The organism is Nitrospina sp. P1_D6 (assembly GCF_052156615.1).
Lineage (GTDB): Bacteria > Nitrospinota > Nitrospinia > Nitrospinales > Nitrospinaceae > Nitrospina.
Genome location: NZ_JBQKUN010000001.1, coordinates 603816 through 630083 on the forward strand (window position 1 = coordinate 603816; position 26268 = coordinate 630083).

Below are 26268 nucleotides of genomic sequence, written 5' to 3' on the forward strand. Positions count from 1 at the left end.
CAGTGATCGGAAACACAAAACCCCGATGGCAATCCGCCACCCGGCGGGTTTAAATTTGAAAGGAAAGGATGATGGCAGGCAATTTATTTTTTGCCGAGGCCGGAATGCTTGAAAATGTGGTTCATGGCGTTCAGGAAGTTGGCCTGCTCCTTCGACTCCAGATCTTTCACTTTTTTTTCCTCGTCGAAGATGTTGAGCTTGATGTGCGGCGGCCGGCCCATCTGGTTCATCAGCGCTTCGGCATCGTGCACCGGGGGGTAGCACGTTCCCTGCCGGCACACATACACCGTAGGTTGGCCGGACACGGGACCGCGGCCCTCCGCCCAGGGCACACGCTTTTCCGTCGCCTCGCCTGAGTGACGCACCACCAGTTTGTCCGGACGGTAGTCCGAATACACCGCTTCCAATAATTTGCCATACTGCGGGTCGTCCTCCGGCCCGGAGATCGTCACTTCCATCGGCAGGGACTCGATAAAATCCATCGCCGCGAGGAGGCTTGTGTACGCCGTGGGACGGTGCTCGATGCGGTCGGCGAACGCGCGCACGGTGTCGCGTCCTTTATCAAAATAACCGTCCTTGCCCGTCAGCCGACCCAGTTTCGCCAGCGCCAGTGCCGCAACCCCGTTGGCGGAGGGAATCGCCTCGTCCTCCGGATTCTTGAGTCGCGTGATGAGTTGCTCCTGATCCGCCGCGGTCATGAAGAACCCGCCGTCTTTTGCATCCCAGAACCGGTCGACCAACGAATCGGCCACCGCCTGCGCCTTGTCGATCCATTCTCCTTCGCCCGTGGCTTCGAACACACCGAGCAGGCCTTCAAGAAACCACGCATAGTCCTCCAGACAGCCATCGACCCGCACCTGCCCGTCCTTGTAAACGCGAGACAGTTTGCCGTTCTGCCACATCGTGTCCCATAAAAACCGGGCGGCCTGGACGGCGTGGTCTCGATACACCCGGTCGCGGAACACCACCGCGCCCGCGGCGAAAGCAGTGATCATCATACCGTTCCAGCCGGTGAGGATCTTGTCATCGCGGCCCGGGTTCTGCCGTTTGTTCCGCGCCTCCAACAAATTCTGCCTGCCGTTTCGAATGATGTGATCGACCTCAAAGATCGGCACGCCTTCGGATTCGGATACCTTCTCCATCGTCTCGGCGATGTGCAGGACGTTGCGTTTTTCGAAATTGCCTTTGGCGGTCATGCCGTACACGCGGGCGAACACCTTCGACTGGCGCGGGCCCAGCAGGTCGAGAACCTCTTTCATCGTCCAGGTGAAGAAGTGCCCTTCCCCTGCGTCGGTGTCGGCGTCCTGGCTGGAATAGAATCCGCCTTCAGGCGACGTCATTTCACGCCCGATGTAATGGAACACCTCACGAGCGATGCGTTCGTAGATTTCCTGCTTGGTGGCCTGCGCCATTTCAACAAACAGGCGTGCCAGAAGTGCGTTGTCGTAAAGCATTTTTTCGAAATGCGGCACCAGCCATTTGCGGTCGGTGGAATAACGGTGAAAGCCGCCGCCCAGCTGATCGTACATGCCGCCTTCCGCCATTTTGGTGAGGCTCTTGTCAGCCATCAGGATGGCGTCATTGTCCTCACGTTTCTGCCAGTGGCGGAGCAGGAGCGTGTAGAGCATGGGTTCGGGAAACTTCATGCCGGAACCGAATCCGCCATAGGTCTCATCGTACTTTTCCTTCATCAATTCCACCGCCTGGGGGATCAGTGCATCAGATCCAGCGCCCTGCCCTTGCGGGATCGGCGGCGGGGTGGTGAGTTTTTCCATCAGCCGCACGCTCACCGATTTCATGCGGTCCTTCTGGTTGCGGTAGATGTCCGCCGCCTGCTGGAGCACCTGCGGGAAACCGGGCCGGTTGAACTTCGGTTCCGGAGGATAATAGGTGCCGCCGAGATACGGTTTCTGATCCGGCGTGAGGAACACGCTCATCGGCCAGCCGCCGTGGCCGTTGAGGGCGATCACCGATTTCATGTAGATGGCGTCGATGTCCGGCCGCTCCTCACGGTCCACCTTGATGTTGACGAACAACTCGTTCATGAGCTTCGCCGTCTCTTCGTTTTCGAACGATTCGTGCGCCATCACGTGGCACCAGTGACAGGAGGAATAGCCGATACTCAGGAAAATCGGTTTGTCTTCCTGCTTTGCCTTCTCCAGCGCTTCCGGTCCCCACGGATACCAGTCCACAGGGTTGTGCGCGTGTTGCAGGAGGTACGGACTGGTTTCGTCCTTCAACCGGTTGGTGTGTGCGGGTGTGGTCATAACAAACGTGCCGGGAATCAGGGTTTAACAACTTGATGCGCCAAGCATACCGGAAAGGCGGAAAGCGCGAAAGGTGGAATTTGGGACTGGAAGGATGCAGAAGATGGGGTGGCATGCACCGCGAGTGGGCCCGGCCACCTTATTCGCGGATTTTCTTTTCGCGGATCTGGTGGTAGAAGTCGCGCACGCTCACGTAAGGATCGATGGCGCTTTCATCCAGCGCTTTTTTGTCGTCGATGAAAAATGAGGTCTCGTTGATGACTTTGCCGGAAGTCACCCCCGCGCCGACCGTCCCACTGGTAATGAGCCAGAACAGGGGATTCAACACCGAGTCCACGACGGTGCCGACGGTGTCCCGCGCGGTGGAGGGTCCGAGAAAAGGTAGCATGATATAGGGTCCGGAAGGTATGTACCAGTACCCCAGTGCCTGACTGAAATCCTCGTCCACCTCCACAATGCCGTATTCCTGCCCGGCCACGTCCAGCATACCGCCCCATCCCAGCGGCACGTTCATGACGGTGCGCACCAGTACGATTCCCGCCTTTTTGAATTTCAACTGCACGACACAACTGACGAACTTTGCCGGAGCGAGAAACACGTTGTACAGGTTGCGCAGGGCGATGCGAAATTCTTCGTTTACGTAATCCCGGTACACCTCGGCCACGGGACGCAGGGCGTATTCGTAAACAGTGTCGTTGAACGTGTACACCGACCGGTTGAATCCTTCGAACGGATCGCTGAGCGGCGGGATATCGGGTTGTTTCTTTTCAAACGGATCTTCCTCGTACACCTCGTCGCCGAAAGGATCGGAAAACGGATCGCCTGTGGGAACGGCGTCATCGAGGAGCCGGGGATCGAGTGCCTCTTCTTCGCCGGAGGGTTCTTTTTCTTTCGATGCCGGCGGAATGGCCTCACCGTCCGGGAGCAGTTTCTGAGCGTGGGGAATGCGTTCCTGGTCCCATGCCTTTACCTTTTTTGAGGCATCCAGAGGAGGAGCCAGGGGCAGGGATTCAACCTCATTCAACTGCTGAAAAGCACTCAGGGCGGGAGCCACGGGCAAAGCCTCCACCTTGTTGAGGGAGGCATGCAGGGGGAGTGGCCCCAAAAGGAGTGCGGCCAGGGCCATCCAAACCAGTCCTGGTTTGAAACCCGTTTTTTGAATTGCCGCGAGGGTTGGGGTTAAAGGGAAAATCAGAGTGACCGGGCGCAATCTCCACTCCCATGAAATGAAATCATGCGGGTTCGGGCAAGGCGGCGGCGAGGCGGTCGATGGAATCCTGCTGGATCTTCACCTTCGCGTCGCGGGCGCGTTTCACAATCTCCCAGGCTTTCGCGTACTGTCCCTGATGAAACAGGGAATCGACCAGTACGCCGTAAGCCGTTTCGTTGTACTTGTTGAACTGGATGGCTTCCAAAAGTTTGGCAATGGCCAAATCGTGCTTACCCATTTTCGCCAGGGATGCGCCCCAGTACGCGTAGGCACTGCTGTTCTCCGGTTCCAGAAGCAGGGCGTTTTCGTATTTGTCAATGGCGCCCTGATGCTTGCCTTTCATCTCCAGCGTGAGGCCCCAGTAAATATACGTCCGGGCGGAGTTCGGATTGATCTGCGCCGATTGAATGAACTTGTCCACAGCCTCATCCAGACGGTCGCCCTTCACCAGCGTGATACCCCACCATGTGAACACTTCGGAGTTCGTCGGGTCTTCCTTGTTCAACTCCTTAGCCAGTTCCTCCGCTTCATTCAGCTTGCCATTGGTGACGTGCTGCTTCAACAGGTCGAGACGCTTCATCACCTCAAACCGCTTGGCCTGCTCCACTTTTTTCTCTTCCTGGCGTTTCTGGATCTGCTGGGCCTGTACCTGCTGACGGGCCTGGTTCTCGCGGATTTGGGTTTTGATACTCACATACACAAATCCGATGAAAATAAAAATGCAGCAGAGAACGTAAACGACTTTGACTTTTTTTGGCATTTAATTTTCCGGTGACAAAAACGAATAACAATTGAAGGATGACATTGTACCTTGAGTGGACATCAACCCAAAACGCTAATTGCAGATAATGGGTCATCCTGTTCAGGATGCGGGTTTCAACTGCGTTTCCACCAAATCGATCAGGCGCGCCGTTTCGGGGTCGTCCGGTACCAGCTTCTGCGCCTCTTTCAGCGCCGAAAGCGCGGCCTGGGTGTCTCCCCGCAGGAGGGCCAGGCGTCCCAGCTCCACAAACCCGTACACATAGTAAGGGTTTATCTGAACGGTCTTGCGGTAAGCCTCTTCCGCCTTTGAATACTCCCGGATTTCGCGGTAAATGCTTCCCAGGTTGAGAAGGGTCAGGATGTGTTCGGGGTCGATCTCCAGAATTTTAAAATAGAAACCCGCGGCCTGCTCAAATGCACCGTGTTCGACCGCCGCCACCGCCTGATCGAGATACTGGTCGATTTGCGCCTTGCGCTTGATGCCTTTCACCTGAACCTCGCTCCGGTCCAGCCCGGCCAGGTCTCTCCGTACGGTTTCCTGTTCGGTGGGTGTCAGACTGCGGAAACTCACAAAGTCCGGATACACCCGGAAATGCGGCGTCAACTGGCGCACGATGAGGTGCCGCTCGTCTTTGTAAATGTACTCGGGTGCGCCGAATTCGAGAAGCGAATTGTCATCCGTGTGCAGAGGCGCATCGCCGATGAAATCGTTCAATGTGTCCTGCCGCATGATGAGCAGCCCCATCAAATCGCGCACACCTTCGATTCCCAGACGTTTTAAATCCTTGCCGGTGACAGGATCGTCCAGAATGCGCCGCGCCTCTTCATAGGGAAGCGTGTAATTTTCCTTCGAGCCGATCATCAGGTAATCGTCGCCGACGATGGATTCCCACACGGTCACAAACGGAAACACGGCGTGAAAGGAACGGGCAATGGATTTGAAGTTTTCCGGCGACATGTTGGTATGCGTCCAGATGCATACGATGCCCCCCGCATTGAGCCGCTGTTCCACAAGCCGGAAAAAATCGACCGTAAACAATGCGCCAATTCCGGAAATCCACGGGTTCGACGGCTCGGAGATGATGACGTCGTACTTCTTGTCGGTGAGGGTGATGTGGTTGCGTCCGTCCTGCAGGATGAGGTTCACGCGTGGGTCTTCCAGTGCGTGGTGATTGAACGGCTCGAAGAAACGGCTCCCCTCGATCACCGCGGGCGAGATTTCCACAAGGTCGATTTCCTTGGCAGGAAACTGCTCCACCGCTCCCAGCGTCACCCCACTCCCCTGCCCGATCACCAGCACCTGTTCGCGCGGTTTGTTGAACAGCATCGGCAGGTAACCGGAGAGCAGTTGCGTGCGCATGTCCATCGCCAGGGACGCATCGGTCTTGCCGTTGACGCGGAGAAAGATGTTTCCCGTGCGACCCAGTTCCGTTGTCACCGTGGTGTGGATGCCTTCCTCGTAAAACAGAATTTTGTTTCGGTCCCCGAGGGCGGCATCGAGGTCGTCCAGCCGGTACGGGATGTACGATCCACTGGAGATCACCGCGCGGTCCCACGCGCGAATGTCCTGCGCCCCCAGCACGAACAGCACCAGCACTCCCGGAAGAATGTAAGTCTTGAAATTGAGCGACAGGCCGGGAGACGTGGCCAGCAGATAACCGCCCAACAGCATGTTCAGGATGACCGCAGTCAGGATGGTGTTCTGGATACCGAGCCAGGGAATCAGCAGGAAGCCGCCGACGAACGAGCCGAAGATGGTGCCCACCGTATTCGACGCGTAGGCGGACCCCACGTTCCGTCCCAGCGTCTCCAGCCGCTGGGCCACCATGCGCACCACCACCGGGAACTGCGCTCCCATGCAGAACGTGGGGATGAAAATGATGGCGAAAATGATGAGGAAGTTCGCCCACTGCACGGTGGCGAAATTCAGGTTCCAGTTCAGATACACCCACCGGTTGAACAGCGGCACATCGCCGAAAAACGGAAGTGCCACGAGCGCCGAAAAACCAATGGCCACCTGCAACGCGCCGAACGTCACCTTCAAATCCCGGAAACGGTTCACCAGCCGGGCGAACACCACCGTACCCAGCGCCAACCCCAGGATGAATGTGGTGAGGATGAGACTGAAGGCATACACCGACGATCCGAGCAACAGGGAAAAGATTCGGTTCCACGCGACCTGGTAGATCAATGCCGCCACACCCGACAGGCCAAAACAGATGAGCACCGCCCACAGCTCCGGTGTGAACGGAGACGGGGATTCGGCCCGGGAATGCGCTTCCGCTTGCGGCTCGTTGGTCAACAGGGAGGCCAGCCGCCCTTCCCCGCGAACCGAGAACAGGATGATGGCGGCGATGGTGAGATTGAGTGCCGCGGCGATCCAGATGGTGGCGCTGATGCCGAACGCGCGCATGAACACGAACGCGCTGGCGAACGCTCCCACCACCGCGCCGAAGGTGTTCATCGCATAGAGCGTGCCGACGTCGCGGCCGATGCCCTTTTCGTCGTCGGAGACGAATTTGCCCAGCACCGGAAGCGTCGCCCCCATGAAAGAAGCCGGGACAATGAGAATCGTAGCGCACACACCAAACCGCAGCAGACTGGCCAGCATGTAATCATCGCGGAAATGACTGTAGATCCATTGGAACAGCGGCAGGCCGAAGTCGATGAGATACGGGATCAGAAAACAGAAGACGCCGATGATCCCTTCCAGCACCGCATAGAGGACCAGCGGCTCGCCGTGCCGGTCCACCCAGCGGCCGCCAAGGTAACTGCCGAGAGCGAGCCCCGCCATGAACGTGGTCAGCACCGTGGCGATGGAATAATGCGTGTTGCCCAGAACCTGGGTCAGGAGGCGGGTCCAGACGACTTCATAAATGAGGCCCGTGAACCCGGAGACGAAGAAGAAAACGAAAATCCAGATTCTGAAACGGGACGGTTTCAAAGGTGCGCCTGCCCCTCTAAAGGGAGGTAAGGTTGGGGTTGTGAACCGGGATTACTTTTCCACCGACTTGCCACAGCGGAATCCCACCACGCTGTCCTTGCGGCCCGGCGTGGCGGCGTAACGCTTCGACGCCCGCACATCCACCTTGGTGGAATCCCACGAACCGCCGCGGAACACCCGGTTCTTTTTATTTTCGGCGCCGGTGGGATTCATCATCGGCGCTTCCTGATAATAAAACTGATCGTACCAGTCTTCCACCCATTCAGACACATTGCCAGCCATGTCGTAAATTCCATAAACGCTTCGTCCCATGGGAAAACTGCCGATGGGTGCGAGGTACTGGTAGCCGTCTGCCGTGCCGTGAATATTGGCGCGGCGCGGGAGCATCTCGTTCCCCCAGGGGTAGACCAGGCCGTGGGTTCCGCGTGCGGCCTTTTCCCATTCCGCTTCGGTCAGGAGACGTTTACCGGCCCAGGTGCAGTAATTGACGGCATCGTACCAGCTGACGCCCACCTGGGGAACGTTGGGATGTTTTAAAAGCTCGTGCTCTCCCTCGAAAAACGGAACGCTCGACTCAACATAATTGGCCGCCTTGCGGAATTTATTGTAAGCTTCGACGGAAACCTCGTACTTGTCCACGTAAAATGCGTCGAGGTAAACTTCCTGGGGTGGTTTCTCATCGAAATCGCCTTCGAGGGACCCACGGGAAAACACACCTTCGGGAACCAGAACCATCTCCCGGCCATCGTCGCCGACAAGAGTTTCGTAAATGCTGAAATCGCGATTGTCATCTATTGTGATTTGCTTCTGCTGAGCCTGTTCTGTACGCACCTTGCGGTCGAACTTGATGGATTTGTTGATTTCCCACACGATGACGAGAAAAAAGGCTATGGCTACAGCAAAACAGGCAAGGACGGCAATGACCAGGTTTTTGTCACTCATATAATGTATACAGACCCAAAAGTTGGACGTTAACTCAAATCGAAAAAGCGATTATAGTTTATCATTGCATTAAATCAAACGATTTCTGCCTCCATCCGGCAGGTCAAAGTTTCGTGCAAGACATTGAAACGGGGGAAGAAAACTCCCACCAGCCATAGGAAAAAAACCGGATGCCCTCTCACTCAAAAGACCTGCTTCACGCCAAGGACACGGCGCTGTCCTGGTTGAAACCGGTAAACCGGGAAATCATGAAATGGTTCCGCAACGACGTGGCCGTGGACCTGAAATCCGACCAGAGCCCCGTGACCATTGCCGACAAAAACGCCGAGGAGATGCTCCGCCGTAAGATTCAAAAAGCCTTTCCGGACCACGGCATCATCGGCGAAGAATTCGGCAACGTGGACCCCGGGCGCGAATGGGTGTGGACGGTGGATCCCATTGACGGCACCCGTTCTTTTGTTCGGGGCCTGCCTTTATTTTCCGTGCTTCTTTCTTTGCTGCATCGGGGCGAACCGGTGATGGGCATCATTTGTCTGCCGGCGCTCGAGGAAACCGCCTGGGCGGTGCAGGGAGAAGGCGCGTGGTGTGAGGGCCAACGTCTCCGGGTTTCCTCCGAATCCAAATTGCCACAAGCCACCGTGGGCACGGCGGATGCCTATTGCTTTCGCGATACCAAACAAATGCGCCTTCTAAATTCCCTCCACAAAACCGCCGCGCTGGTTCGAACCTATCCGGATGCCTTCGGCCACCTGATGGCCATTCGCGGCGTGCTGGATGTGATGGTGGACCCGCTGGCCTTCGTCTGGGATTACGCACCGATCAAGATTCTGGCGCAGGAAGCGGGAGGGGTGTTTGCCAACTTCCACGGTCGAAAGGCCCGCATTGAGGAGGGCACGGCCATCGTCGGCAATGCAGAACTGGTAAAGCAGGTACGCAGAATGGTAACCACCTCTTCCACTGCACACGGTCAGTCCGGGCTTTAGCCGGTTTTGCCTGCCGGTTTACAATGGCTGACGGCCTGCGAACCCGGTATCAAGATCGTGCCAGTACCTGATCTCTGTTTCAGGGTTTTTCCAGCACAAAAAAACTTCCTTGCCGTCCCGCATGGCCGGGAAATCCACCAGGCCCCGTTCGATGCCCTTGAGGACACACCCTTTGGACTCAAGCGCGTTGGTCAACTGGTTCGCCGCAAGCGCCACAGCCAGGTAATCCGCGCCCTGCACGCTGCCGCCTCCGTAGCGTGCTTTTTCCCAGGCGTTGCGCACGTCAGGAAATGCATCGCTCAATTTGGCATGAAGGGCCTGAAGTTTCGGAACGATTTCCAGAAGATCCGGAACAATCGCGTTGGCTTCTTCAATGGTAAAATATCGTTTGTCCATGTCTCCCAGTTTCAATAGGGCAAAAGTATCTCCAGAAACGGAACAACAACCTCGCATGCTCCTCCGGATCATTTTCAATCATCCTTCTTATTGAACCACGTTTCGGTTATTGTGGAAACCGACGAATCTTTCCTTTGATAACATGTTTTTTTTCTGGTTTAAACCATTGATTTGTTATATTTTATTCATTGTTTGAGGAGTTCCCGCAAAGAATCCCCCCGGGGGTCGGTAAAGCGATGAGCGGGACGGGGGCGTTTTCTGTTGACAAATACCCTTCAAGATTATACATTTTGGCCGAATCATCCGGAAAGGTGGGAAAATTTAGGGCTTTCCCGTCTCCCGACAACAAAAAATCATCGCCTTCAAAACTGGCTATCTATATCGTTGGAAATTAACATCACTTCGTTAATTTAACTATGGGGAGACGAATAATGAAAAAACAAGTTTTGATGGTAGCAATCAGCTTTGTGACGGTTCTCACTTTTGGTGCTACCTCCGCTATGGCGGATGAGTTGCTGCCGGGTGCTAACGTTCCGGTGGATCAGAGTGTAATGGGCGTGGGCAAGACCATGGTTGAGATCGGAGCCAAGGATCGCGCTCTCACCAGCGCGTTGAACAACGCATCCCGCAACGTCATGCACGTCAACCCGAATACGGGCGTGGACGTTTACCAGCAGTTCGGTTCTTCGCAGACCGACCAGTCCTGGAAATCCGCCAAGACGGTTGAAGAAGCGCAGGTACACGGACTCGTTCCGGGCGACTGCCAGGGTGAAAACTCTGACAATGAGTACCGCAAACAGATGAACCAGAGCCGCGAAGGTTTCATGAAGGAAGTTCTGGTACCGAACGAACTTTGTGGTGATTATCACAAAACCCTGAAGTAAGCGTCATCCAAGTTTCGGGCCCCATGCCCTTGACCTGAGTGATTCAAAAAGCCGATAGAATATTATATTCTATCGGCTTTTTTTCGTTTTGACCCGGAAGCCTTCAACCCTGTCACCCCCGACTTCATGAAGCAAAACAAGCCCCTTTCCTTAATCCATGCCTGCCAAATCGCAACCCTGATTTTGATCTGGCACCTTTCCTGGCCGTCGCTTGCATTTTCCCTGGAACCGGTTTCCATAAAAAAATTCCCTCAAAAAGCCATCCCTGTTTCCAATCCTGTGGACCTGACCGCCCTGCCTTTGCGGGAAACTTTTCAGGTCAATCACAAACGATTCGTCCTGCAGTTTTTTTTCAGCGGACCCAACATCCTTGGCATTATTCTGAAGCGCGACCTGCGTGTTCCGATTCACCTGCGATGGTGCTTTTTCCGCGATTGTTCAGAGAGCCCCTTCGACTACAACGTGATGATCGCCGATTCGTACGCACCGCCGCTGGAGGATGGCATCTTTGAAATCCGCTTCCCACCCCAGCTCAAATACAGTTTTCAGGGGCTGAATTTCAACACCGGAAGATGATCCTGTTTTTCCGGTAAGGTTTGGATCCCCTCTCCCGGTCACACGGTGAAATTTGTTATAATTGGCGCGAATAAAGGCAACCGATTGGAAACCTGTTATCAGAGGAAACCATGTCTGAATCAAGATTCATAGACAATGGAAACGATACCGTCACTGACAGCCAGACCGGCCTCACGTGGATTAAAAAGGACACTCGGCAATTGCTGGGGCGCTGGCGCAACCTGGAACAGTGCAAGGAGTATGCGGAGCAACTCAATCAGGAAAAATTCGCGGGGTTCGACGACTGGAGGGTGTGCCGCCTGGAAGACATCAAGACCATTTTCGACAAAAGCTACCAGTTGAAAGCCAAGGGCGGCGACATGATCCACCTGCCACCGGTGTTCGAGCCGGACTGCGCCGACGTCACGTGGACCGATACGGTGAACGGGGACCGGGCCATGATGTACAACCTCATCAAGGGCCGCTCGAACTGGATCAACAAACTGGGGGAAGGTCCCTTCGCGGCACGACTGGTTCGGGGAGAGCGCACCGACGAGACGGCTGGCTGAGCCGCCTCCTCGCCGCAAGGGCAATCTTCCAGGATGGCTTCATGCCGTGGTATTGCGAAATGCGGTGATCATCATCCAGGCCCCCATGCCGATGAGGACGGCGGCAAATCCCATTTTGAAATATGCGTCGGGAATCAGTTTCAGTATATGCGGGCCCACCTGAGCGCCCACCATCCCGCCGACGGCGAGCATCAGGCCCATCTTGAAATCCACGTTACCCAGGCGGCCGTGCGCCACCAGTGACGATACCGCAATCATCAGGATCACCATGAACGAGGTTCCCACGGCCAATTGCGCCTTGTGACCCAGGTAGATCAACAGCGGAACCACGAGAAAGCCGCCGCCCAGACCGCTGAGCGAGGACAGAACCCCCACCAGCACACCCATCAACGCACAAATAATCCATTCCACGGAGCTACCCTCCTTCCACGTATTTGGTTTCCAACTCATCGACCACGGCGCACCCGATGGAGTCGCCCCACACGTTGACCGCCGTGCGGAAACGGTCCAGGAACCAGTCGATGGCCAACAGCATGCCGATGCCCTCGGTCGGCAGGCCCACCGATTGAAGCACCATCACCATCGTCACGAGTCCCGCTTCCGGAATGCCTGCCGCACCGATGGCGGCCAGCGATGCGGTGAGGAATATGATCACCTGCTGCGTGAAGGTCAGATCCACACCCAGCATCTGCGCAATGAAGATGGCGGCGACAGATTCATACAGCGCTGTTCCGTCCATGTTCACCGTCGCCCCAATGGGCAGCACAAATAATGAAGTCCGACGCGACACCCGGTTGTACTCTTCGGCACACTCGATGGTCACCGGCAGGGTGGCGGAACTGCTGGCGGTGGAAAACGCCGTCGTCAGCGCCTGCAGGGCGTTTTTAAAATATTTCCACGGGTTGCGGCGGGTGACCATCATCAGGATCACCGGCAGGACCACAATGCCGTGCACCAGCAGACCGAATATCACGGTGAAGGCGAATTTGCCGATTTTCATGAGCTCCGCGATAAACTGGTCTCCCCCGCCCGCTGCCCCCAGTTTGGACGCGATGAGAGCAAAAATACCGATGGGGGCGGTGTAGAGAATCAGGTGCACGATTTTCATCACCGCTTCATTGACCACATCGAAAAAGTCGATCACTCTCCGCCCGCGTTCCCCCATGGTGGTCAGCACCCCGCCGAACACCAGCGAAAAGATAATGAGCGGAAGGATGTCCATGTTGGCCATCGACTGAACCAGGTTGGGCGTGACAAAACTCAAAAAAAGATCCGTTACGCCGCTGGCCTCTTTCAGGGAAGGTTCCGTCTCCGGGGCCACCCTCATTTCCACACCCACCCCCGGCTGAATGAGGTTCACCACAACAAGGCCGATGAGTACTGAAAAAGCAGTGGTCGTTAAAAAGTAAACGAGCGTGATGACGCCGGTTTTCCCGACTTTCGAGATATCGCCCAAACCGGCAATGCCAACCACAAGCGACGACAGCACCAGGGGGATGACCATCATCTTTAAGGCGTTCAGGAACATCTCGCCGATCCAGTCCACCGCGTGCATTTTCGGTCCGAACACCCATCCGCACAACACTCCGAGAACAACCCCGGTGAGGATCATGTACAGAAGCAGGTTTCCTGAATTTTTGTTGTTGGCATTGGTCATGGTTTTCAGGCACCATTTAAAGGAGGTGGACAAATCACGCTATAATACACTTACCGTCCGTGAACGGAAAGAATGGAGCCACATTCCACGTCAAATCAGGGAGAGGAAACATGACCGAGACCGCCCAGCTGGTGCTGAATGGAACCACATACGAACTGCCTGTGATCGAAGGAACCTGCGGCGAAAAGGCCATCGACATTTCGACGTTGCGATCGGCCACGGGTTACATCACCTTCGATCCCGGCTATGTCAGTACAGGCAGTTGCCAGAGCGACATCACATTCCTCGACGGAGAAAAGGGAATTCTTTTGTATCGGGGCATTCCCATTGAGCAGCTGGCGGAGAAAAGCAACTTCATCGAGACCGCATATCTGCTTATCTACGGTCATCTTCCCAACCGGTCCGAGCTGGAATATTTCCAGTACCACATCACGCACCATTCCATGGTGCACGAGTCGATCAAAAAACTGTACGACGGGTTTCCCAACAACCCGCACCCCATGGCGGTGTGCAGTGCGGTGGTGGGCGCACTGGCCACGTTTTATCAGGACCAGTTCAACAACCAGACGGCACGCGAAATAGAAATCACCATCCACCGCCTCCTGGCGAAGCTGCCGACCATCGCGGCCTACAGTTACAAGAAATCCCTGGGACAACCGTTTCTCTATCCCCAAAACCACCTGAGTTACACAAAGAACTTCCTGAACATGATGTTCGCCACCCCGTGCGAACCCTACGAGGTGAATCCGGTGGCGGCCAAGGCGCTGGACGTGCTCCTCATGCTCCACGCCGATCACGAGCAGAACTGCTCCACCAGCACCGTACGGCTGGTCGGCAGTTCCCGCTGCAACCTGTACTCCTCGGTATCCGCAGGCATTTACGCTTTGTGGGGGCCGCTTCATGGAGGCGCCAATCAGGCGGTGGTGGAGATGCTGCAGAAAATCCAGGACGAGGGTGGCGACGCCAAAAAATTCGTGGAGAAAGCCAAGAATCCCAAAGAGGAAGGATCGTCCCGCCTGTTCGGCTTTGGGCACCGCGTTTACAAGAATTTCGATCCCCGCTCCAAGATCATCAAACAGATGGCCCACGAAGTGCTGGACAAACTGAAGGTGAAGGAGCCTTTGCTCGACATTGCCCTGCAGCTGGAGGAAATCGCCCTCAAAGACGATTACTTCGTCTCGAAAAAGCTTTACCCGAACGTGGATTTCTATTCGGGTATCATCTACAAGGCGCTCCGCATCCCGGTCAACATGTTCCCGGTGATGTTCGCCATAGGCCGGCTTCCGGGATGGATCGCCCACTGGGTGGAACTGCAGGGGGACAAGGATTTCCGCATCGGACGCCCCCGGCAGATCTACCAGGGAAAAACGAGCCACGACTACGTGCCGCTGGAACAACGTGGTTGAGGAAGGAGGGGATTCGCGGGGGACGGAAACAGATGGGCTAAAGCGGCTCGATGGTGCAGCGGAACGGGTAATTTTCGAGAGCCGCCGCTTTATGCACCTGGTCCACCTTGAATTCCGCGCGCTCCAGAGGCAGGGTGTCCACATGCGCGCTGCCGGTGTAATGCACTTCCAGCATCAACCGTTCCGCCGTTTTGTAGTCCTTGCCAAACACCTTGAACAGCATGCGAATGACGAATTCCATGGTGGTGACATCGTCGTCCCACATGATCACCCTGTAAAGCGGCATGTATCCGGTGCGACTCCGTGAATCCGGGGTGACGACGGTACCGGGCGATTCCGGAACGGTTTCCGGCAAGGTTTCAGGTAAGGTTTCCGTGCTCATGGTGACAAATCTATGAAAAAACAATTATATGCCGACAGGCATTTTAGTTTAAGATATCCCGGACTACAGATTTTTTCTATATTGTATTCAACTGTGCTCTGATTTCAAGTCCTTGCCATGAGTTTCCTTCATTCCCGTCCCCATCTGAAAATACTGTTTCTGAATGGGTTCCTGTTTCTGACGTGCACGGGCCTGGTGGTCGCCGTGGAATGGTTCGCTGCCAACCTGCCGGTCCTTGCAGCCCCTTCCGGCAATATCCGCCACGTGATCACCTCTGAAGGCGAATACAACCATTACAGCCCCGAGGGCGACATCCGCCGGTTCAACGGCGAGGTCCTCAAATGGGATGTGGACTTCCTCATGTTCAGCAAAGCCGCTTCGGTGGAGGTCAAGTTTTTCAAAGAAGACAACCTTTATCACGCCACCCTGCTTGCAGAAACCAAGGGCTTTGTCGGTTTTTTCACTTCCTACCGCAAACACTATTACAATTCAAAATTCGAGGTCATCGACGATGGCAACCGGGTTAGAACCATCCGCTTCATCCGCCAGGTCATCATTGGCCAACGGGTGGAAGAGACCAACCATATCCTTGATTACCAAAACCGCAACCACTTCTGGATGGATTATGTGAACAAAAAACAGGTGGATCAGGGCCGGGAAGACATCCCTCCTCAAATTTTTTTCGATGACATTCTGGCGGCGTTCTACAATTTCCGCAACCAGGTGTATGGAAAAGTCGAAAAGGGCAAGGGATACCTCATCAACACGATACCCGAAAAAAGTATGAAGGCCATCCAGGTCTACATCCACACGGAAAATGAAAAACGCCTGATCGGCAACGACAGTGCCCTCAAACCCAAAAACGAATACCTGATCAAAATCAAAATTCCCAAAGACGTCTTCAAGACCAAGGACGGTGAACTGATCTTCTGGACCTCGAAGCACCTCATCCCGTTGGAGACCACGGTCAAAAATTACATCCTGCTGGGAGACCTTCACGGGGAATTTCGGGGGGGCGTGTTTCCCTCCTCGGACAACGTCGCCGAAGTCACGAGCGACACCTCCAAAACGCAGTGACGCTCACCTCAAGCTTTCACACATCCCAGGTGGGTAGAGGCGGATCGTGCCAGATGTTGACCTCCGTCGCCTCATCCAGTTCCACCTGGCCGAAAGTGACCGAATACGGCTGGGTGCCCTCACAGTCGAAGTCGACCCTGATTTTCTGAATGTCCCATTTTCCCTGTTCCGGACCGACCAGTGTCATGGAGTGCGCGAAACTTGAGACATCGAACCCGCTTTCAAAAGTCTGTCCCGGCCCCACATCCCCCTTGGCTTCCTCGAAGGGAACCTTGTGGTTGTTGATGGTGAAATAAACGGGCTGCTTCGTTCCCACTTCTCCCGTTTCGATCTTGATTTGGAATCGATTGAGTTTGGGCATGCGTCACCTCAGGAGAAATAGGGGTTGGTGCCGGCGGCATGGTCGGTTTCGTCCAGGATCGCACCGACATAAGGCACTGCAGTCCGGAAGGCATTGTGAATGCCCTGCTTGAGCGTCAGGTCCGCCGCACTGCATCCCTGGCATCCGCCACCCATGACGATGTGCACGGTATTGCCCTCGACTTTTTTCAGCACGATCAACCCTCCGTGTGCCGCCACACCGGGATTGACCTCGCCATCGATGACTCTCTGGATGTCCTTGCGAACCGTGTCTTCCGGCGGGATCGACTTTCTGATTTCCTCCGAGATGAGCGGCTCGCCGGACTCGATGGCCTCGCGCATGGCGGCCCCAAGTTGTTCGGCGAATTCTTTCCACTGCTCGACGTGCGCCGCTTCGGTGCGCGTGACGGTGGCGGTCGACCCCTGCACCAGCAGGGTTTCCACCTTTTCCACGCTGAACACCGCCTCTGCGAGACGCGAGCCGGCCGCGCTTTCAAATGACGAAAAATGCCAAGAGTAGCCGTCGAACAGGGGTCGGTTGACCATCAGTTTCAACGAATCGCGCATGCCCGAAAGTTCCGCCTTGATCAATACCTTGTTGGATTTCCGGCTGGCCTCATCCTGCTCCATGATAACCGGAGCCTGGATAACCCGGCGACGGAGCGGCGGTTCACCGGAAGTGGCAGGGGGTTCGGAGGAAACAGTGGCAGTGGTCGCAGGAGCACCCGCTTCTTCCTTTTCCCGCGATCCGGGCCCGAACAGGTTCGACAATTTCTTCAATATGGAATTCACGCAATAAGCTCCTTGCTGTCGGTATCGGTTAAAGACCTGAAAGTCTCATCTTTAATGCCAATTCTACAATCGAAAGGCATCTTTAATCACCTCTATTTTCCAATCCTTTGGATTTTGAGGGTCTCCGGTGATGGCCACGACATCGAACCGGCAGGGGCGGTCCCCTGCTTTATATTGTGCCAGAAACTGGTTGGCCACCTGCCCGATCTTCCTTTGCTTGCGGGGAGTCAGCGCCTCGGCGGGGTGCCCCTTTTCCAGGCCGGCACGGGTTTTGACCTCGATGAACACCAGCGACCGGTTGTGCTCGCCGATGATGTCGATCTCGCCTGCACTCGATCGGAAATTGGTTTCGAGTATGCGGTAGCCCTGTTTTTTAAGGTGACGCACCGCCGCCGCCTCCCCTTCCCGGCCGAATTCCCGCCTTTCCTCGGTCATCCATTCTTCTCCCGATTGCCCGTTTCCAGGACTCCTGCTATGCTTCCGCCATGGTTCTGGGAATTGAAGACATAACCGGCGGCACCACCATCCTGGCCTTTTTCATCTGGCTCGGTCTCACCGGCCTGTTTTACCTGGTGTGTTACATGGCCGCGCTCAACACGTTCGACGACCTCACCGGCAACCACCCGGTGAAACTGCTGGTGATGGCCGGCCTCGCCCCCATTTCGGCGTTCCTCATGGCCATGTTCGATTACCATCCCACCATCCTGTTTGTGTTGATGGCCATCTCCAATTTTTACCGCGTCCGGAACGCCGCCCAGCCGGGAGTCACCCGCTTCAAAGGCAAAAGCGCCAGTAAACCGCTGTTCTACACCGCCAGTTACCTGTATATCTTCGCCCTCTTCGGCCTCGCCCTGTGGTTCCAGAATCCTGTTGAAACCGGCGGCACCACACAACCTTACTGGAAAACCTGGTTTCCGCAGGAATGAGCCCCCGGGGTCATTTGCTTTCCCTCACCGCGCCCAACCGCGGCAACCACATGCCGGTGCGGCTTCGGTAACGCAGGTAATCCTCCCCGAACTTCTCCTGCAACCCTTTCTCCTCGTAATGAATGCGGTACTGAAACCCGAACGCCGCCGCCGCCATTCCAAGAACCCCCGCCAGCAGGTGGTGGGTATTGAGCGCGTAGGCAAGGATCACGATCATCATCGCCGTGTAGGAGGGATGGCGTATAAATCGGTACAGATGGGTGGTTTTCAGCTGCTGGTCGTCTCGGAACACGATGTCGAATTTGAACGCCGTCGCTCCCAGCTGGTACACCGCCAGCACCCGCATGACCGATCCCGCGAGAAACACCGTCGTGATGAGGGCGAGTTCCGCCCCGGACATGGGAGCGTTGCTCATGCGGGCGACGAACGACAACCCGATCAGCGCCACCGCGATGGGCAGGACGTGCCCGATCAACTGCTTGATGTGTTCGCGGTCGAAGGTGGCGTCCCGCGGCTTGACGGTGATGACGAAGATCACGACCTCGATGACCCCGAACACCAGGTTCTGGAACGACACCATGAGAAAACGCGGCGCGGAGGCGGCTTCCAGACCGAAGGGGATCAAGGGCAGGAGGTAAATCACCCCGACCATAATGGTGTTGAAGTTGTAATTGATGTACAGCGCCACCGCGAAGACGCACAGGAACACCAGAAAATTGGCCCATATCCAAAAATGGGAGATATCCATAAACGTCCAACCCGCGTCCAGCATGACTTTATCAAGGCCCCTTCTATCAATACCTTCGATGCATAGGGAGAAAGCTTCCGTAGTGGATTCCCACATCGGGGTAAGTTTTTGATTCTAAAAAATTATGTCAAATATTGAAAGTGTTGGAAACGTAATTGCGACTTCTAACATCAAAATAACAGTATTATTGACCGATTCCCCTGTTTTTTCAGGGCAAATTATTATATGATGGCATCCATAATGGCGGCAGAAAATAAGCAGGAGACACTATGGAATCAGTGATTTCAGGCTGAACCGCCCCCCATCATTTGACGCATCCGCCCCGCCCCCGGGCGAACGCATAAAGCAGTGCATCTTTAGTTTTGGATTATCGCTATGGACTTAAAATCATTGAATCTCCCCCCCGAAATCGTGCAGGAACTGGAAGATTTCGCTGCGGAAGTGGAGCGCCTCGAACGGGGCGACGTGGGAGAAGAAGATTTCAAACGCTTCCGCCTGCAACACGGCATTTACGGCCAGCGTCAACCCGGCCACGTGCAGATGGTGCGCACCAAGCTCCCTCTGGGCCGGTACACCACCGACCAGTTGCGCGGCCTGGCCGATTTCGCGGATACCTATTCAAATAAAATCCTGCACGTGACCACCCGGCAGGACATTCAATTCCATTTTGTGGCCCTGGAAGACGTGCCGCAGGGCCTGCAGGATCTGGCCGCACACGGCATCACCACCCGCGAAGCCTGCGGCAACACCGTACGCAATGTCACCGCCTGCCACAAGGCCGGTACCTGCAAGGAAGAAACCTTCGACGTGGTGCCCTATGCCCGCGCCGTCTCCCGGTATCTGCTCCGCCACCCCCTCACCCAGAATCTGCCGCGCAAATTCAAGATCAGCGTTGGCGGGTGCAACGGATGCAGCCTCGCGCCCATTCATGACATCGGTTTGAACGGCGTCATCCAGGACGGGCGCCGCGGGTTCCGTATGATCATCGGCGGCGGCCTGGGTTCCTCCCCGCGTCTGGCCCAGCATTTTTCGGACTTCGTCCCGGCGGAAGACCTTTTGCGCGCCTGCGAGGCGGTGATCCGCATTTTCGACCAGCACGGAAACAAACAGAATCGGAACAAAGCGCGTTTCAAGTACGTTCTGGACAAATACGGCATCGAGAAAACCAAAAAGCTGGTCGAGGAAGAGTTCGCCAAGCTCGAAGGCAAAACATTCCCGGCCATCGACGTGCCCGATGAGGCCATTCCGGACATACCGGATTTCGCCCCGACGAACGAGTTCGACAGCGACCCTGAATTTCAGAACTGGGTGGCGCGCAACACCTTCCCGCAACGGCAGGAAGGGTTTTACAACATCCATATCAAGTTGCAGTTGGGAGACCTGACCAGCGACCACGCCCGCGCCATCGCAAAAATGACCGATGACTTTGCCGGGGGCCGCCTGGTGAACACTGTGCACCAGAACATCATGATCCCCTGGGTGAAGAAGGAAGCCTTCGGCAATATTTTCGGCGAGCTCAAGAAGATCGGACAGCACAAGGCGGGCACCGAAGAATTGAAGGACATGACCTGTTGCCCGGGTTCCGAGACCTGCAACCTCGGCATCACGCATTCACGGGGACTGATCAATCAGCTCACCGATGACATCGAGAACCTGTACACCGGCTCCACCGACCTGGATTCCCTGTCGATCAAGGCCAGCGGCTGTCCCAATTCCTGCGGCCAGCATCACATTGCGGACATCGGGTTTTCCGGCAGTGCGAAAAAGGTCAACGGCGTGCTCGCCCCGCATTATGAAATGATGCTGGGTGGCCGCATTTCGGAGACGGAAGCGAAATTCGGCGAACATGTGATCAAGATCCCGGCCAAAAATGTTCCCCTGGCAACCCGGCGCACCGTGGATGCTTATAAACAAGACCGGCGGGAAGGCGAGACCTTTCCCGCATTTTACGACCGGGTCGGCAAAAATTACTTCGCCGACCTGTTGTCCGACCTCAAGGACCTGCCGTCCATCACCGAGTCGCCACAATCGTACGTCGATTATCACTCCTCCGACAAATTCACGCTGGACGACCGGGGTCAGGGAGAGTGTGCCGGCGGCGTCTCCGACATGATCACCGACCAGTTGTCCGAAGCCGAGCGCGCCCTCTTCCAGAGCACCCGCGCATTCGAGAAACAACTGATCGCCGACTCCGTGCGGCAGGCCAACCGTTCGCTGGCCCTGGCGGCGAAAGCCCTGCTGGTGACCGAGGGCATGGACTTCGAGGACAACCTGGAGACCATGAAAAAATTCGAATCGCTGATCGTGGAAACCGGCATTGTCTCCGAGACCCATGCCGGCGTGGCCGAACGGTTTCAGAAAGATCCGGAGACCGCCGAACCGGAATTCGCACAGAGCCTGATCGATGAATCGAAAACGCTCATCGGCGAATGCCGCAAGGCCTATGACAAGATGCAGTCGGAGAAATCCCTGCGCATCCGCGTCACCGATGAAATTGCGGAACAGGCAAAAGCATCCACGGCAGGCAACGGTGGCACCGCCACCGCAGATGCCGTCCACGCACAGATCGACCTCAAAGGGGTCAAGAGCCCGCAGGATTATGTAAAAACCAAGCTCAAGCTGGAAAGCCTGTCCCCGGGCCAGAAGCTGGAAGTGGTTCTGGACGACGGCGAACCGGCAGAAAACGTTCCCCGCAGTGTCCAGAACGACGGGCATAAACTGGTGTCGCACGTTCGTGACAACGGACACCACATCATCGTTTTCGAAAAAGTCTAACCGGAAGGTTGCCCGTCGAATGTTGAAAAGTATGACCGGCTTCGGCCGGTCAGAAAAACAGAGTGGAACGTTTTCGTGCAAAGTTGAAATCCGCTCAGTCAACAACCGCTTTATCGAAGCCAACACCCGCCTGCCCAAACACCTGAACGCCCTCGAGCTACCCCTTAAAAAATGCATCAAGGCCCGGTGCGCCCGAGGCTCATTCGATGTGTATGTTTCCTTAGAGCGGTCGGAGGGAGAACCCGCCGACCAGAAGCTCAAACCCAATATCGACTTGGCCTCGCAATACGTGGACGCGGCCCGGCAATTGAAAGAACAATTTGGCCTTTCCGGAGACCTGCCGCTTGAAGCCCTGCTGGGTGTACGCGATATCCTGGTGACGGAACAACTGGAACTGGACCCGGCGCAGGAATCGATGGTGATGGAAACCGTCGAGGACGCGCTCACCGCTCTCATTCAGATGCGCACCGAGGAAGGAGCCAATCTGGAAGCCGACCTTGACCAGCACATCCGCCAGATCGGCGAGCACCTCGAGACCATCAAGGAACGGCAACCAATGGTGCTGGAGGCCTACCAGGAACGCCTGAAGGATAAGCTTCGGGCCCTGACCACCAGCGGCCCGGACCTGGACGAAACCCGGCTCGCCCAGGAAGTCGCCATCATGGCCGACCGCAGCGACATCTCAGAAGAGATCAGCCGGCTCCACAGCCACCTTGGACAGTTCAAGGAACTCCTCGGCTCCAAGGAACCCGCCGGACGCAAACTGGAATTCATCACCCAGGAAATCAACCGCGAGACCAATACCATCGGGTCCAAGTCCGCGGACTACCCAACCTCCCAGGCGGTGATAGAAATAAAAAGCGTTCTGGAAAAAATCCGCGAACAGTTGCAGAATATCGAGTGATTTTGCCGTCATTCGACCTGACCGATTCCATGACCGACACTCCATCCCAGAACAAGAGCCTGCTCATTGTCCTGTCCGCCCCTTCGGGCACAGGCAAAACCACAATATGCAATCGCCTGCGGGAAGTTCGCCCGGAAATCAAGTTCTCCGTGTCGCACACCACTCGCCCTCCCCGGCAGAACGAACGCGACGGCATCGACTACCATTTCATCAACGGCGAACAGTTTGAGGCCATGCAGAAAGAAGGCGAGTTTCTGGAATCGGCGTGGGTTCATAACCATTTTTACGGCACCGCACACAGCACGCTGATAGCCCACCGGGACCGGGGTGAAGACTTGATTCTGGAACTCGACCCACAGGGGGCGGCTTCCATTCGCAAACTCAACCTGGACGCCGTGTTTATCTTCATCCTGCCTCCCTCCTTGAGAGAGCTGGAGCGTCGCCTGCGGCAACGGGGCACCGAGTCCGAAGAAAAAATTATCGAACGCCTCACCGCAGGAAAAATTGAAATGGGTCAATACCGGCTGTACGATTACATCGTCGCAAATCACAACGTCGAAGAGACGGTGGAAACGCTATTGTGTATTTTTCGCGCCGAAAAACACCGCGGTTCGCGCTTCTCCACCGACTGTCCGGTGATCGGCGACATCCTGAAATCCGACTGAGGCAGCATGGCAAACGTGAACCTGGACCAGCTGGTCAAAAATAAAATCAAGGCGCTCAAGGCGTACCACGTGGAAAATTTCGACTGCGACATCAAGCTTCACGCAAACGAAAACTCGTACCCGCCGCCATCGGAAATCCTCGACCTCTTCCAGGATACTTTTCGTACGTTTCAGTTGAACCGCTACCCGGATCCGGCGAGCCAACGATTGAAGGACGTGCTTTCCCAGCGCCTGTCCGTTTCCACGGATCAGTTGGCCATCGGCAACGGCTCGGATGAATTGATCCAGATTCTGATCCAGGTATTCTGCGACCCCGGTGACGTGGTTGTATTTCCCGATCCCACCTTCGCCATGTACTCGATCATCGCGCGCGGCATGGGGGTGAAGGCGGAAAGCTTTCCGCTCGATGAAAATTGGGATTTCGCGGCGGAACCGTTTCTGGACATGCTGGAAAAGACACAGGCACGCATTGTGTTTTTCAGCTACCCCAACAACCCGACCGGCAACTGTTTCAACCGTGACGCCATCCAGACAGTACTGGAAAACTTCAAGGGCATCACCGTACTGGATGAGGCCTACTACGACTTTGCGCGCGATACCTTCCTCGACCAGTTGGGGACACACAACAATCTGGTGATCCTGCGCAGTCTTTCAAAAATTGGGCTTGCGGGCTTGCGCGTCGGTTACGCCGTGGCGCACCCAACCATCATCGAGCAGGTGGACAAAATCCGCCTCCCCTACAACTCCAACACGGTATCCCAGGAACTGGCGGCGGTTTTGCTGGACCGCTTCGGACCCGTGAAACAGCAGATCGACCAGATTCTGGAACAACGGGACTGGCTGCTCAAAGCCCTGTCAAACCTCCCGCAACTTCAAATATTTCCGTCTGACGCCAATTTCATATTGTTCCGCGTTCATCGTAGCTCCGAAGAGGTGTTCAATCAGCTGGTGGAAAAAGGTATACTGGTGCGGGATCTCAACAGCCACCCGCGCCTGCGGAACTGTCTGCGCGTCACAGTCGGCACTCATGATGAAAACGCCGAGTTCGTCACGCAGATCAAATCCATCCTCCGCAGCAAAGGGTAACGCGCAGGGAAAGGGGCACACGGTCTGGCAAGGCTTTTTCCATGAACGGTTACTTGAAGACATCGCTTCTGGCAGGCCTTTTTCTGGTATTGACCGGGCTGTTCGGGTTCTCATTCTGGCTGTACAGCTATTCCACCTCGCCGTTGTCCCCCGCTGCCGATTCCCGGATTGTGGACATTTCCCGCGGCATGACCCTGAAGCAGGTGTCCCATCACCTCAATGAAGAACAGTTCATCGGCAACCCGACAGGGTTTGTGCTGTTTGCCTACCTTCAGGGAAAACAGAACCAGGTTCGTGCCGGCGAGTACCGCCTGTCTGGAGCCATGCCACCCAAACAGATCCTGGAAACCATCACCTCCGGCCAGTCGGTTCTCCACACACTCACCGTGCCGGAGGGGTATCGCATCCTTGAAATTGCAGAGCTGGTGGAACAGGCGGGACTGGGAAGCCGGGAACGTTTTTTAGAGGAGACGCGCAATGCGGAATTGATCGGTAAAGTGGGCACTCCCGCGAAAAACCTGGAAGGTTACCTGTTTCCGGAAACTTACAAGTTCCCCAAAAACGCCGGAGAAAAGCGCATCGTGGAAACCATGGTGCAGACTTTTCAGGAAAAAGTGAACCTGGTGGAAGCCACCCGCAAGGCGGCAGACATGAACCTCACGTTGCACGAGGTCATCACTCTGGCCTCCATTATAGAAAAAGAAACCGGGGCCCCTTCGGAGAGAAAAATCATTTCCTCTGTTTTCCATAACCGCTTGAAGCGCAACATGCGACTGCAAACGGACCCGACGGTGATCTATGCGCTGGCCGATTTCGACGGCAATATCCGCAAGAAAGACCTGTCTGTCGAATCCCCTTACAACACATACCTCTATCCCGGCCTGCCGCCGGGCCCCATTGCCAGCCCCGGCTTGGACAGCATCGAGGCAGCCCTCAATCCGGCCGAAACAAAATTTCTTTTCTTTGTCTCACGTCAGGACGGCACGCATAAGTTTTCCACGAACCTGGACGACCACAACCGCGCTGTCGTCAAGTACCAGCTGCAGGGCGGTTGAATCAATTCACTCTGGATTTGCAGGAAAGGTCAGGAGGCTTTGGCTTGCCGGGCAAGAAAGGCTTCCACGCGCTCGATATAGGCCCCCACCACCGGGGCCTCGTTGGGGAACTTCAGTTGAATGGATTTAAGGCGATGCACCGCCTGCCGCAGCCGGTCCATCTCCAGCAGGAATTCAACCAGTTGGTACTCACTGTCGACATTCACCGGCAACCCTTCCATACCCGCGGTCATTTCCGCGATGGCCCGGTCCTGGTCGCCACTCTGGAACAGCTTTCCGGCGCGCATCCGCAACCGGTGATGCCGAAAACGATCCACGGGGATCAGAAACCTCCCATAATCACCGATGCCCTCGAACCAGGTGATCTTGCTGGCGGCGGCGATTGGCTCAAACTCTTCGCGAGTCCAGAAGGATAAGTGGCGTTCGTAATCGTTTCCGTAGATGGCTTCCTGTTCCCAATGCTCACCCAGCGGGATGCAAATCATCAGGTAACCTGTGCAGTGCTCGGCACACTTGTCCAGCATCTGCCAGGCGCGTTCCTTCTCAAAATGCTCCAGACTGTCGCCCAGCACAATCGCGTCGTACTGGCCCAGGTTATCGATGACCTCAAAAGCATCACCAATATGGATGGAATCATAAAGGGCTTTGTGATGACCCTGAATGTAGTCGGGAAAGGCCTCGATGCCATCGATCCGAACCTTCCAGTCAGCAGGCCGGTACGACTCGTTTAACATGACATCCAGAAACTCCCGGGCCAGAAACCCGATCTTGCCGAATCCCACGCCGATATCCAGGAGGGACCGTGGTTTGGCGTGGTTGAAGAACCCAATTATGGTTTCGAGATCGGAATAAGTGCTGGTCGGCATGCCGGTTTCCTCTAAAAATAGTTGATTTTCATTACTTTATAACCTTATCGGCGGCAC

Annotated in this window: 26 protein-coding genes; 12 read left to right on the forward strand and 14 right to left on the reverse strand. The window is 55.8% G+C overall.

The genetic code is table 11. From position 1 onward, the window contains the following. Nucleotides 1-83: 83 nt before the first annotated feature. From ACTRXA_RS02845 to ACTRXA_RS02865, 5 genes are all read right to left on the reverse strand, one after another. Nucleotides 84-2267: a thioredoxin domain-containing protein gene (locus tag ACTRXA_RS02845; RefSeq protein WP_442425692.1), complete on the reverse strand. Its 2184-nt coding sequence runs from the start codon at nucleotides 2265-2267 to the stop codon at nucleotides 84-86. A 139-nt stretch (nucleotides 2268-2406) separates the two neighbouring features. After that, entirely contained in the window at nucleotides 2407-3393 is a 987-nt protein-coding gene (locus tag ACTRXA_RS02850; RefSeq protein WP_442425693.1) for an MlaA family lipoprotein, read from the reverse strand. Between the two features lie 106 nt (nucleotides 3394-3499). Then, on the reverse strand, nucleotides 3500-4237 hold the full coding sequence (locus ACTRXA_RS02855; RefSeq protein WP_442425694.1) for a tetratricopeptide repeat protein: 738 nt from the start codon (nucleotides 4235-4237) through the stop codon (nucleotides 3500-3502). Nucleotides 4238-4339: 102 nt separating this feature from the next. Next, nucleotides 4340-7183, reverse strand: a complete 2844-nt coding sequence (locus ACTRXA_RS02860; protein WP_442425695.1) for a fused MFS/spermidine synthase — start codon at nucleotides 7181-7183, stop codon at nucleotides 4340-4342. A 51-nt stretch (nucleotides 7184-7234) separates the two neighbouring features. Further along, on the reverse strand, nucleotides 7235-8125 hold the full coding sequence (locus tag ACTRXA_RS02865) for a formylglycine-generating enzyme family protein (RefSeq protein WP_442425696.1): 891 nt from the start codon (nucleotides 8123-8125) through the stop codon (nucleotides 7235-7237). Nucleotides 8126-8295: 170 nt separating this feature from the next. Here ACTRXA_RS02865 and ACTRXA_RS02870 point away from each other — a divergent pair, with 170 nt between their 5' ends. Next, nucleotides 8296-9108 (forward strand): inositol monophosphatase family protein, encoded by an 813-nt coding sequence (locus tag ACTRXA_RS02870; protein WP_442425697.1) that lies wholly within the window; start codon nucleotides 8296-8298, stop codon nucleotides 9106-9108. A gap of 18 nt (nucleotides 9109-9126) precedes the next feature. On the opposite strand, the gene ACTRXA_RS02875 is transcribed toward ACTRXA_RS02870, so the two are convergent. After that, complete coding sequence (locus tag ACTRXA_RS02875; RefSeq protein ID WP_442425698.1) at nucleotides 9127-9504, reverse strand: DUF2203 domain-containing protein; 378 nt, start codon at nucleotides 9502-9504, stop codon at nucleotides 9127-9129. A gap of 536 nt (nucleotides 9505-10040) precedes the next feature. Between ACTRXA_RS02875 and ACTRXA_RS02880 the strand changes: the two genes are divergently transcribed. The 3 genes from ACTRXA_RS02880 (at nucleotide 10041) to ACTRXA_RS02890 (ending at nucleotide 11512) form a co-directional block, all read left to right on the forward strand. Beyond that, the gene (locus ACTRXA_RS02880) at nucleotides 10041-10388 is read left to right on the forward strand and encodes a hypothetical protein (protein WP_442425699.1); all 348 of its coding nucleotides are present in this window, start codon (nucleotides 10041-10043) and stop codon (nucleotides 10386-10388) included. A gap of 183 nt (nucleotides 10389-10571) precedes the next feature. Beyond that, nucleotides 10572-10964, forward strand: coding sequence for a hypothetical protein (locus ACTRXA_RS02885; RefSeq protein ID WP_442425700.1), 393 nt, complete (start codon nucleotides 10572-10574; stop codon nucleotides 10962-10964). Between the two features lie 110 nt (nucleotides 10965-11074). Further along, complete coding sequence (locus ACTRXA_RS02890) at nucleotides 11075-11512, forward strand: DUF1566 domain-containing protein (protein ID WP_442425701.1); 438 nt, start codon at nucleotides 11075-11077, stop codon at nucleotides 11510-11512. Between the two features lie 39 nt (nucleotides 11513-11551). On the opposite strand, the gene ACTRXA_RS02895 is transcribed toward ACTRXA_RS02890, so the two are convergent. Beyond that, nucleotides 11552-11923, reverse strand: coding sequence for a TSUP family transporter (locus tag ACTRXA_RS02895; RefSeq protein ID WP_442425702.1), 372 nt, complete (start codon nucleotides 11921-11923; stop codon nucleotides 11552-11554). Nucleotides 11924-11927: 4 nt separating this feature from the next. After that, nucleotides 11928-13169 carry a dicarboxylate/amino acid:cation symporter gene (locus ACTRXA_RS02900; RefSeq protein WP_442425703.1) on the reverse strand — a complete coding sequence of 414 codons (1242 nt, stop codon included), beginning with the start codon at nucleotides 13167-13169 and terminating at the stop codon, nucleotides 11928-11930. Nucleotides 13170-13279: 110 nt separating this feature from the next. Here ACTRXA_RS02900 and ACTRXA_RS02905 point away from each other — a divergent pair, with 110 nt between their 5' ends. Further along, nucleotides 13280-14575 (forward strand): citrate synthase, encoded by a 1296-nt coding sequence (locus ACTRXA_RS02905; protein ID WP_442425704.1) that lies wholly within the window; start codon nucleotides 13280-13282, stop codon nucleotides 14573-14575. A gap of 37 nt (nucleotides 14576-14612) precedes the next feature. On the opposite strand, the gene ACTRXA_RS02910 is transcribed toward ACTRXA_RS02905, so the two are convergent. Further along, nucleotides 14613-14957 (reverse strand): ATP-dependent Clp protease adaptor ClpS, encoded by a 345-nt coding sequence (locus tag ACTRXA_RS02910; protein WP_442425705.1) that lies wholly within the window; start codon nucleotides 14955-14957, stop codon nucleotides 14613-14615. 117 nt (nucleotides 14958-15074) lie between these two features. Here ACTRXA_RS02910 and ACTRXA_RS02915 point away from each other — a divergent pair, with 117 nt between their 5' ends. Then, a complete protein-coding gene (locus ACTRXA_RS02915) occupies nucleotides 15075-16034 on the forward strand; it encodes a hypothetical protein (protein WP_442425706.1) in 960 nt (319 codons plus the stop codon). A 16-nt stretch (nucleotides 16035-16050) separates the two neighbouring features. Here the strand turns inward: ACTRXA_RS02915 and ACTRXA_RS02920 are convergent, their stop codons facing one another. The 3 genes from ACTRXA_RS02920 to ACTRXA_RS02930 form a co-directional block, all read right to left on the reverse strand. Then, nucleotides 16051-16395, reverse strand: coding sequence for a helicase (locus ACTRXA_RS02920; RefSeq protein WP_442425707.1), 345 nt, complete (start codon nucleotides 16393-16395; stop codon nucleotides 16051-16053). 8 nt (nucleotides 16396-16403) lie between these two features. Continuing rightward, on the reverse strand, nucleotides 16404-17186 hold the full coding sequence (locus ACTRXA_RS02925) for a NifU family protein (RefSeq protein ID WP_442425708.1): 783 nt from the start codon (nucleotides 17184-17186) through the stop codon (nucleotides 16404-16406). A 63-nt stretch (nucleotides 17187-17249) separates the two neighbouring features. Further along, nucleotides 17250-17621, reverse strand: a complete 372-nt coding sequence (locus tag ACTRXA_RS02930) for a YraN family protein (protein ID WP_442425709.1) — start codon at nucleotides 17619-17621, stop codon at nucleotides 17250-17252. Between the two features lie 50 nt (nucleotides 17622-17671). Between ACTRXA_RS02930 and ACTRXA_RS02935 the strand changes: the two genes are divergently transcribed. Continuing rightward, on the forward strand, nucleotides 17672-18112 hold the full coding sequence (locus ACTRXA_RS02935; RefSeq protein ID WP_442425710.1) for a hypothetical protein: 441 nt from the start codon (nucleotides 17672-17674) through the stop codon (nucleotides 18110-18112). A 10-nt stretch (nucleotides 18113-18122) separates the two neighbouring features. Here the strand turns inward: ACTRXA_RS02935 and ACTRXA_RS02940 are convergent, their stop codons facing one another. After that, nucleotides 18123-18884 carry a methyltransferase family protein gene (locus ACTRXA_RS02940; RefSeq protein ID WP_442425711.1) on the reverse strand — a complete coding sequence of 254 codons (762 nt, stop codon included), beginning with the start codon at nucleotides 18882-18884 and terminating at the stop codon, nucleotides 18123-18125. Nucleotides 18885-19235: 351 nt separating this feature from the next. Here ACTRXA_RS02940 and ACTRXA_RS02945 point away from each other — a divergent pair, with 351 nt between their 5' ends. From ACTRXA_RS02945 to mltG, 5 genes are read left to right on the forward strand one after another with little or no spacing between them, the layout of a single operon-like run. Next, nucleotides 19236-21635: a sulfurtransferase TusA family protein gene (locus tag ACTRXA_RS02945; RefSeq protein WP_442425712.1), complete on the forward strand. Its 2400-nt coding sequence runs from the start codon at nucleotides 19236-19238 to the stop codon at nucleotides 21633-21635. A 19-nt stretch (nucleotides 21636-21654) separates the two neighbouring features. Then, entirely contained in the window at nucleotides 21655-22539 is an 885-nt protein-coding gene (locus ACTRXA_RS02950) for a YicC/YloC family endoribonuclease (RefSeq protein WP_442425713.1), read from the forward strand. Beyond that, nucleotides 22536-23204, forward strand: coding sequence for a guanylate kinase (gmk, locus tag ACTRXA_RS02955; protein ID WP_442425714.1), 669 nt, complete (start codon nucleotides 22536-22538; stop codon nucleotides 23202-23204). The genes ACTRXA_RS02950 and gmk overlap by 4 nt, the downstream gene beginning before the upstream one ends. Nucleotides 23205-23210: 6 nt before the next feature. Then, nucleotides 23211-24290, forward strand: coding sequence for a histidinol-phosphate transaminase (gene hisC, locus ACTRXA_RS02960; protein ID WP_442425715.1), 1080 nt, complete (start codon nucleotides 23211-23213; stop codon nucleotides 24288-24290). A 41-nt stretch (nucleotides 24291-24331) separates the two neighbouring features. Further along, nucleotides 24332-25345: an endolytic transglycosylase MltG gene (gene mltG, locus ACTRXA_RS02965; protein ID WP_442425716.1), complete on the forward strand. Its 1014-nt coding sequence runs from the start codon at nucleotides 24332-24334 to the stop codon at nucleotides 25343-25345. A gap of 29 nt (nucleotides 25346-25374) precedes the next feature. Here the strand turns inward: mltG and ACTRXA_RS02970 are convergent, their stop codons facing one another. Further along, a complete protein-coding gene (locus ACTRXA_RS02970) occupies nucleotides 25375-26211 on the reverse strand; it encodes a class I SAM-dependent methyltransferase (RefSeq protein WP_442425717.1) in 837 nt (278 codons plus the stop codon). Between the last annotated feature and the right edge of the window lie 57 nt (nucleotides 26212-26268).

Excerpts from the sequence above, each read along its gene's own strand:
- ACTRXA_RS02845 (WP_442425692.1), bottom strand. The coding sequence starts at position 2,267 with ATGACCACACCCGCACACACCAACCGGTTGAAGGACGAAACCAGTCCG.
- ACTRXA_RS02850 (WP_442425693.1), bottom strand. The coding sequence starts at position 3,393 with ATGGCCCTGGCCGCACTCCTTTTGGGGCCACTCCCCCTGCATGCCTCC.
- ACTRXA_RS02855 (WP_442425694.1), bottom strand. The coding sequence starts at position 4,237 with ATGCCAAAAAAAGTCAAAGTCGTTTACGTTCTCTGCTGCATTTTTATT.
- ACTRXA_RS02865 (WP_442425696.1), bottom strand. The coding sequence starts at position 8,125 with ATGAGTGACAAAAACCTGGTCATTGCCGTCCTTGCCTGTTTTGCTGTA.
- ACTRXA_RS02870 (WP_442425697.1), top strand. The coding sequence starts at position 8,296 with ATGCCCTCTCACTCAAAAGACCTGCTTCACGCCAAGGACACGGCGCTG.
- ACTRXA_RS02875 (WP_442425698.1), bottom strand. The coding sequence starts at position 9,504 with ATGGACAAACGATATTTTACCATTGAAGAAGCCAACGCGATTGTTCCG.
- ACTRXA_RS02890 (WP_442425701.1), top strand. The coding sequence starts at position 11,075 with ATGTCTGAATCAAGATTCATAGACAATGGAAACGATACCGTCACTGAC.
- ACTRXA_RS02900 (WP_442425703.1), bottom strand. The coding sequence starts at position 13,169 with ATGACCAATGCCAACAACAAAAATTCAGGAAACCTGCTTCTGTACATG.
- ACTRXA_RS02905 (WP_442425704.1), top strand. The coding sequence starts at position 13,280 with ATGACCGAGACCGCCCAGCTGGTGCTGAATGGAACCACATACGAACTG.
- ACTRXA_RS02910 (WP_442425705.1), bottom strand. The coding sequence starts at position 14,957 with ATGAGCACGGAAACCTTACCTGAAACCTTGCCGGAAACCGTTCCGGAA.
- ACTRXA_RS02915 (WP_442425706.1), top strand. The coding sequence starts at position 15,075 with ATGAGTTTCCTTCATTCCCGTCCCCATCTGAAAATACTGTTTCTGAAT.
- ACTRXA_RS02920 (WP_442425707.1), bottom strand. The coding sequence starts at position 16,395 with ATGCCCAAACTCAATCGATTCCAAATCAAGATCGAAACGGGAGAAGTG.
- ACTRXA_RS02930 (WP_442425709.1), bottom strand. The coding sequence starts at position 17,621 with ATGACCGAGGAAAGGCGGGAATTCGGCCGGGAAGGGGAGGCGGCGGCG.
- ACTRXA_RS02935 (WP_442425710.1), top strand. The coding sequence starts at position 17,672 with ATGGTTCTGGGAATTGAAGACATAACCGGCGGCACCACCATCCTGGCC.
- ACTRXA_RS02940 (WP_442425711.1), bottom strand. The coding sequence starts at position 18,884 with ATGCTGGACGCGGGTTGGACGTTTATGGATATCTCCCATTTTTGGATA.
- ACTRXA_RS02945 (WP_442425712.1), top strand. The coding sequence starts at position 19,236 with ATGGACTTAAAATCATTGAATCTCCCCCCCGAAATCGTGCAGGAACTG.
- ACTRXA_RS02950 (WP_442425713.1), top strand. The coding sequence starts at position 21,655 with ATGTTGAAAAGTATGACCGGCTTCGGCCGGTCAGAAAAACAGAGTGGA.
- hisC (WP_442425715.1), top strand. The coding sequence starts at position 23,211 with ATGGCAAACGTGAACCTGGACCAGCTGGTCAAAAATAAAATCAAGGCG.
- mltG (WP_442425716.1), top strand. The coding sequence starts at position 24,332 with ATGAACGGTTACTTGAAGACATCGCTTCTGGCAGGCCTTTTTCTGGTA.
- ACTRXA_RS02970 (WP_442425717.1), bottom strand. The coding sequence starts at position 26,211 with ATGCCGACCAGCACTTATTCCGATCTCGAAACCATAATTGGGTTCTTC.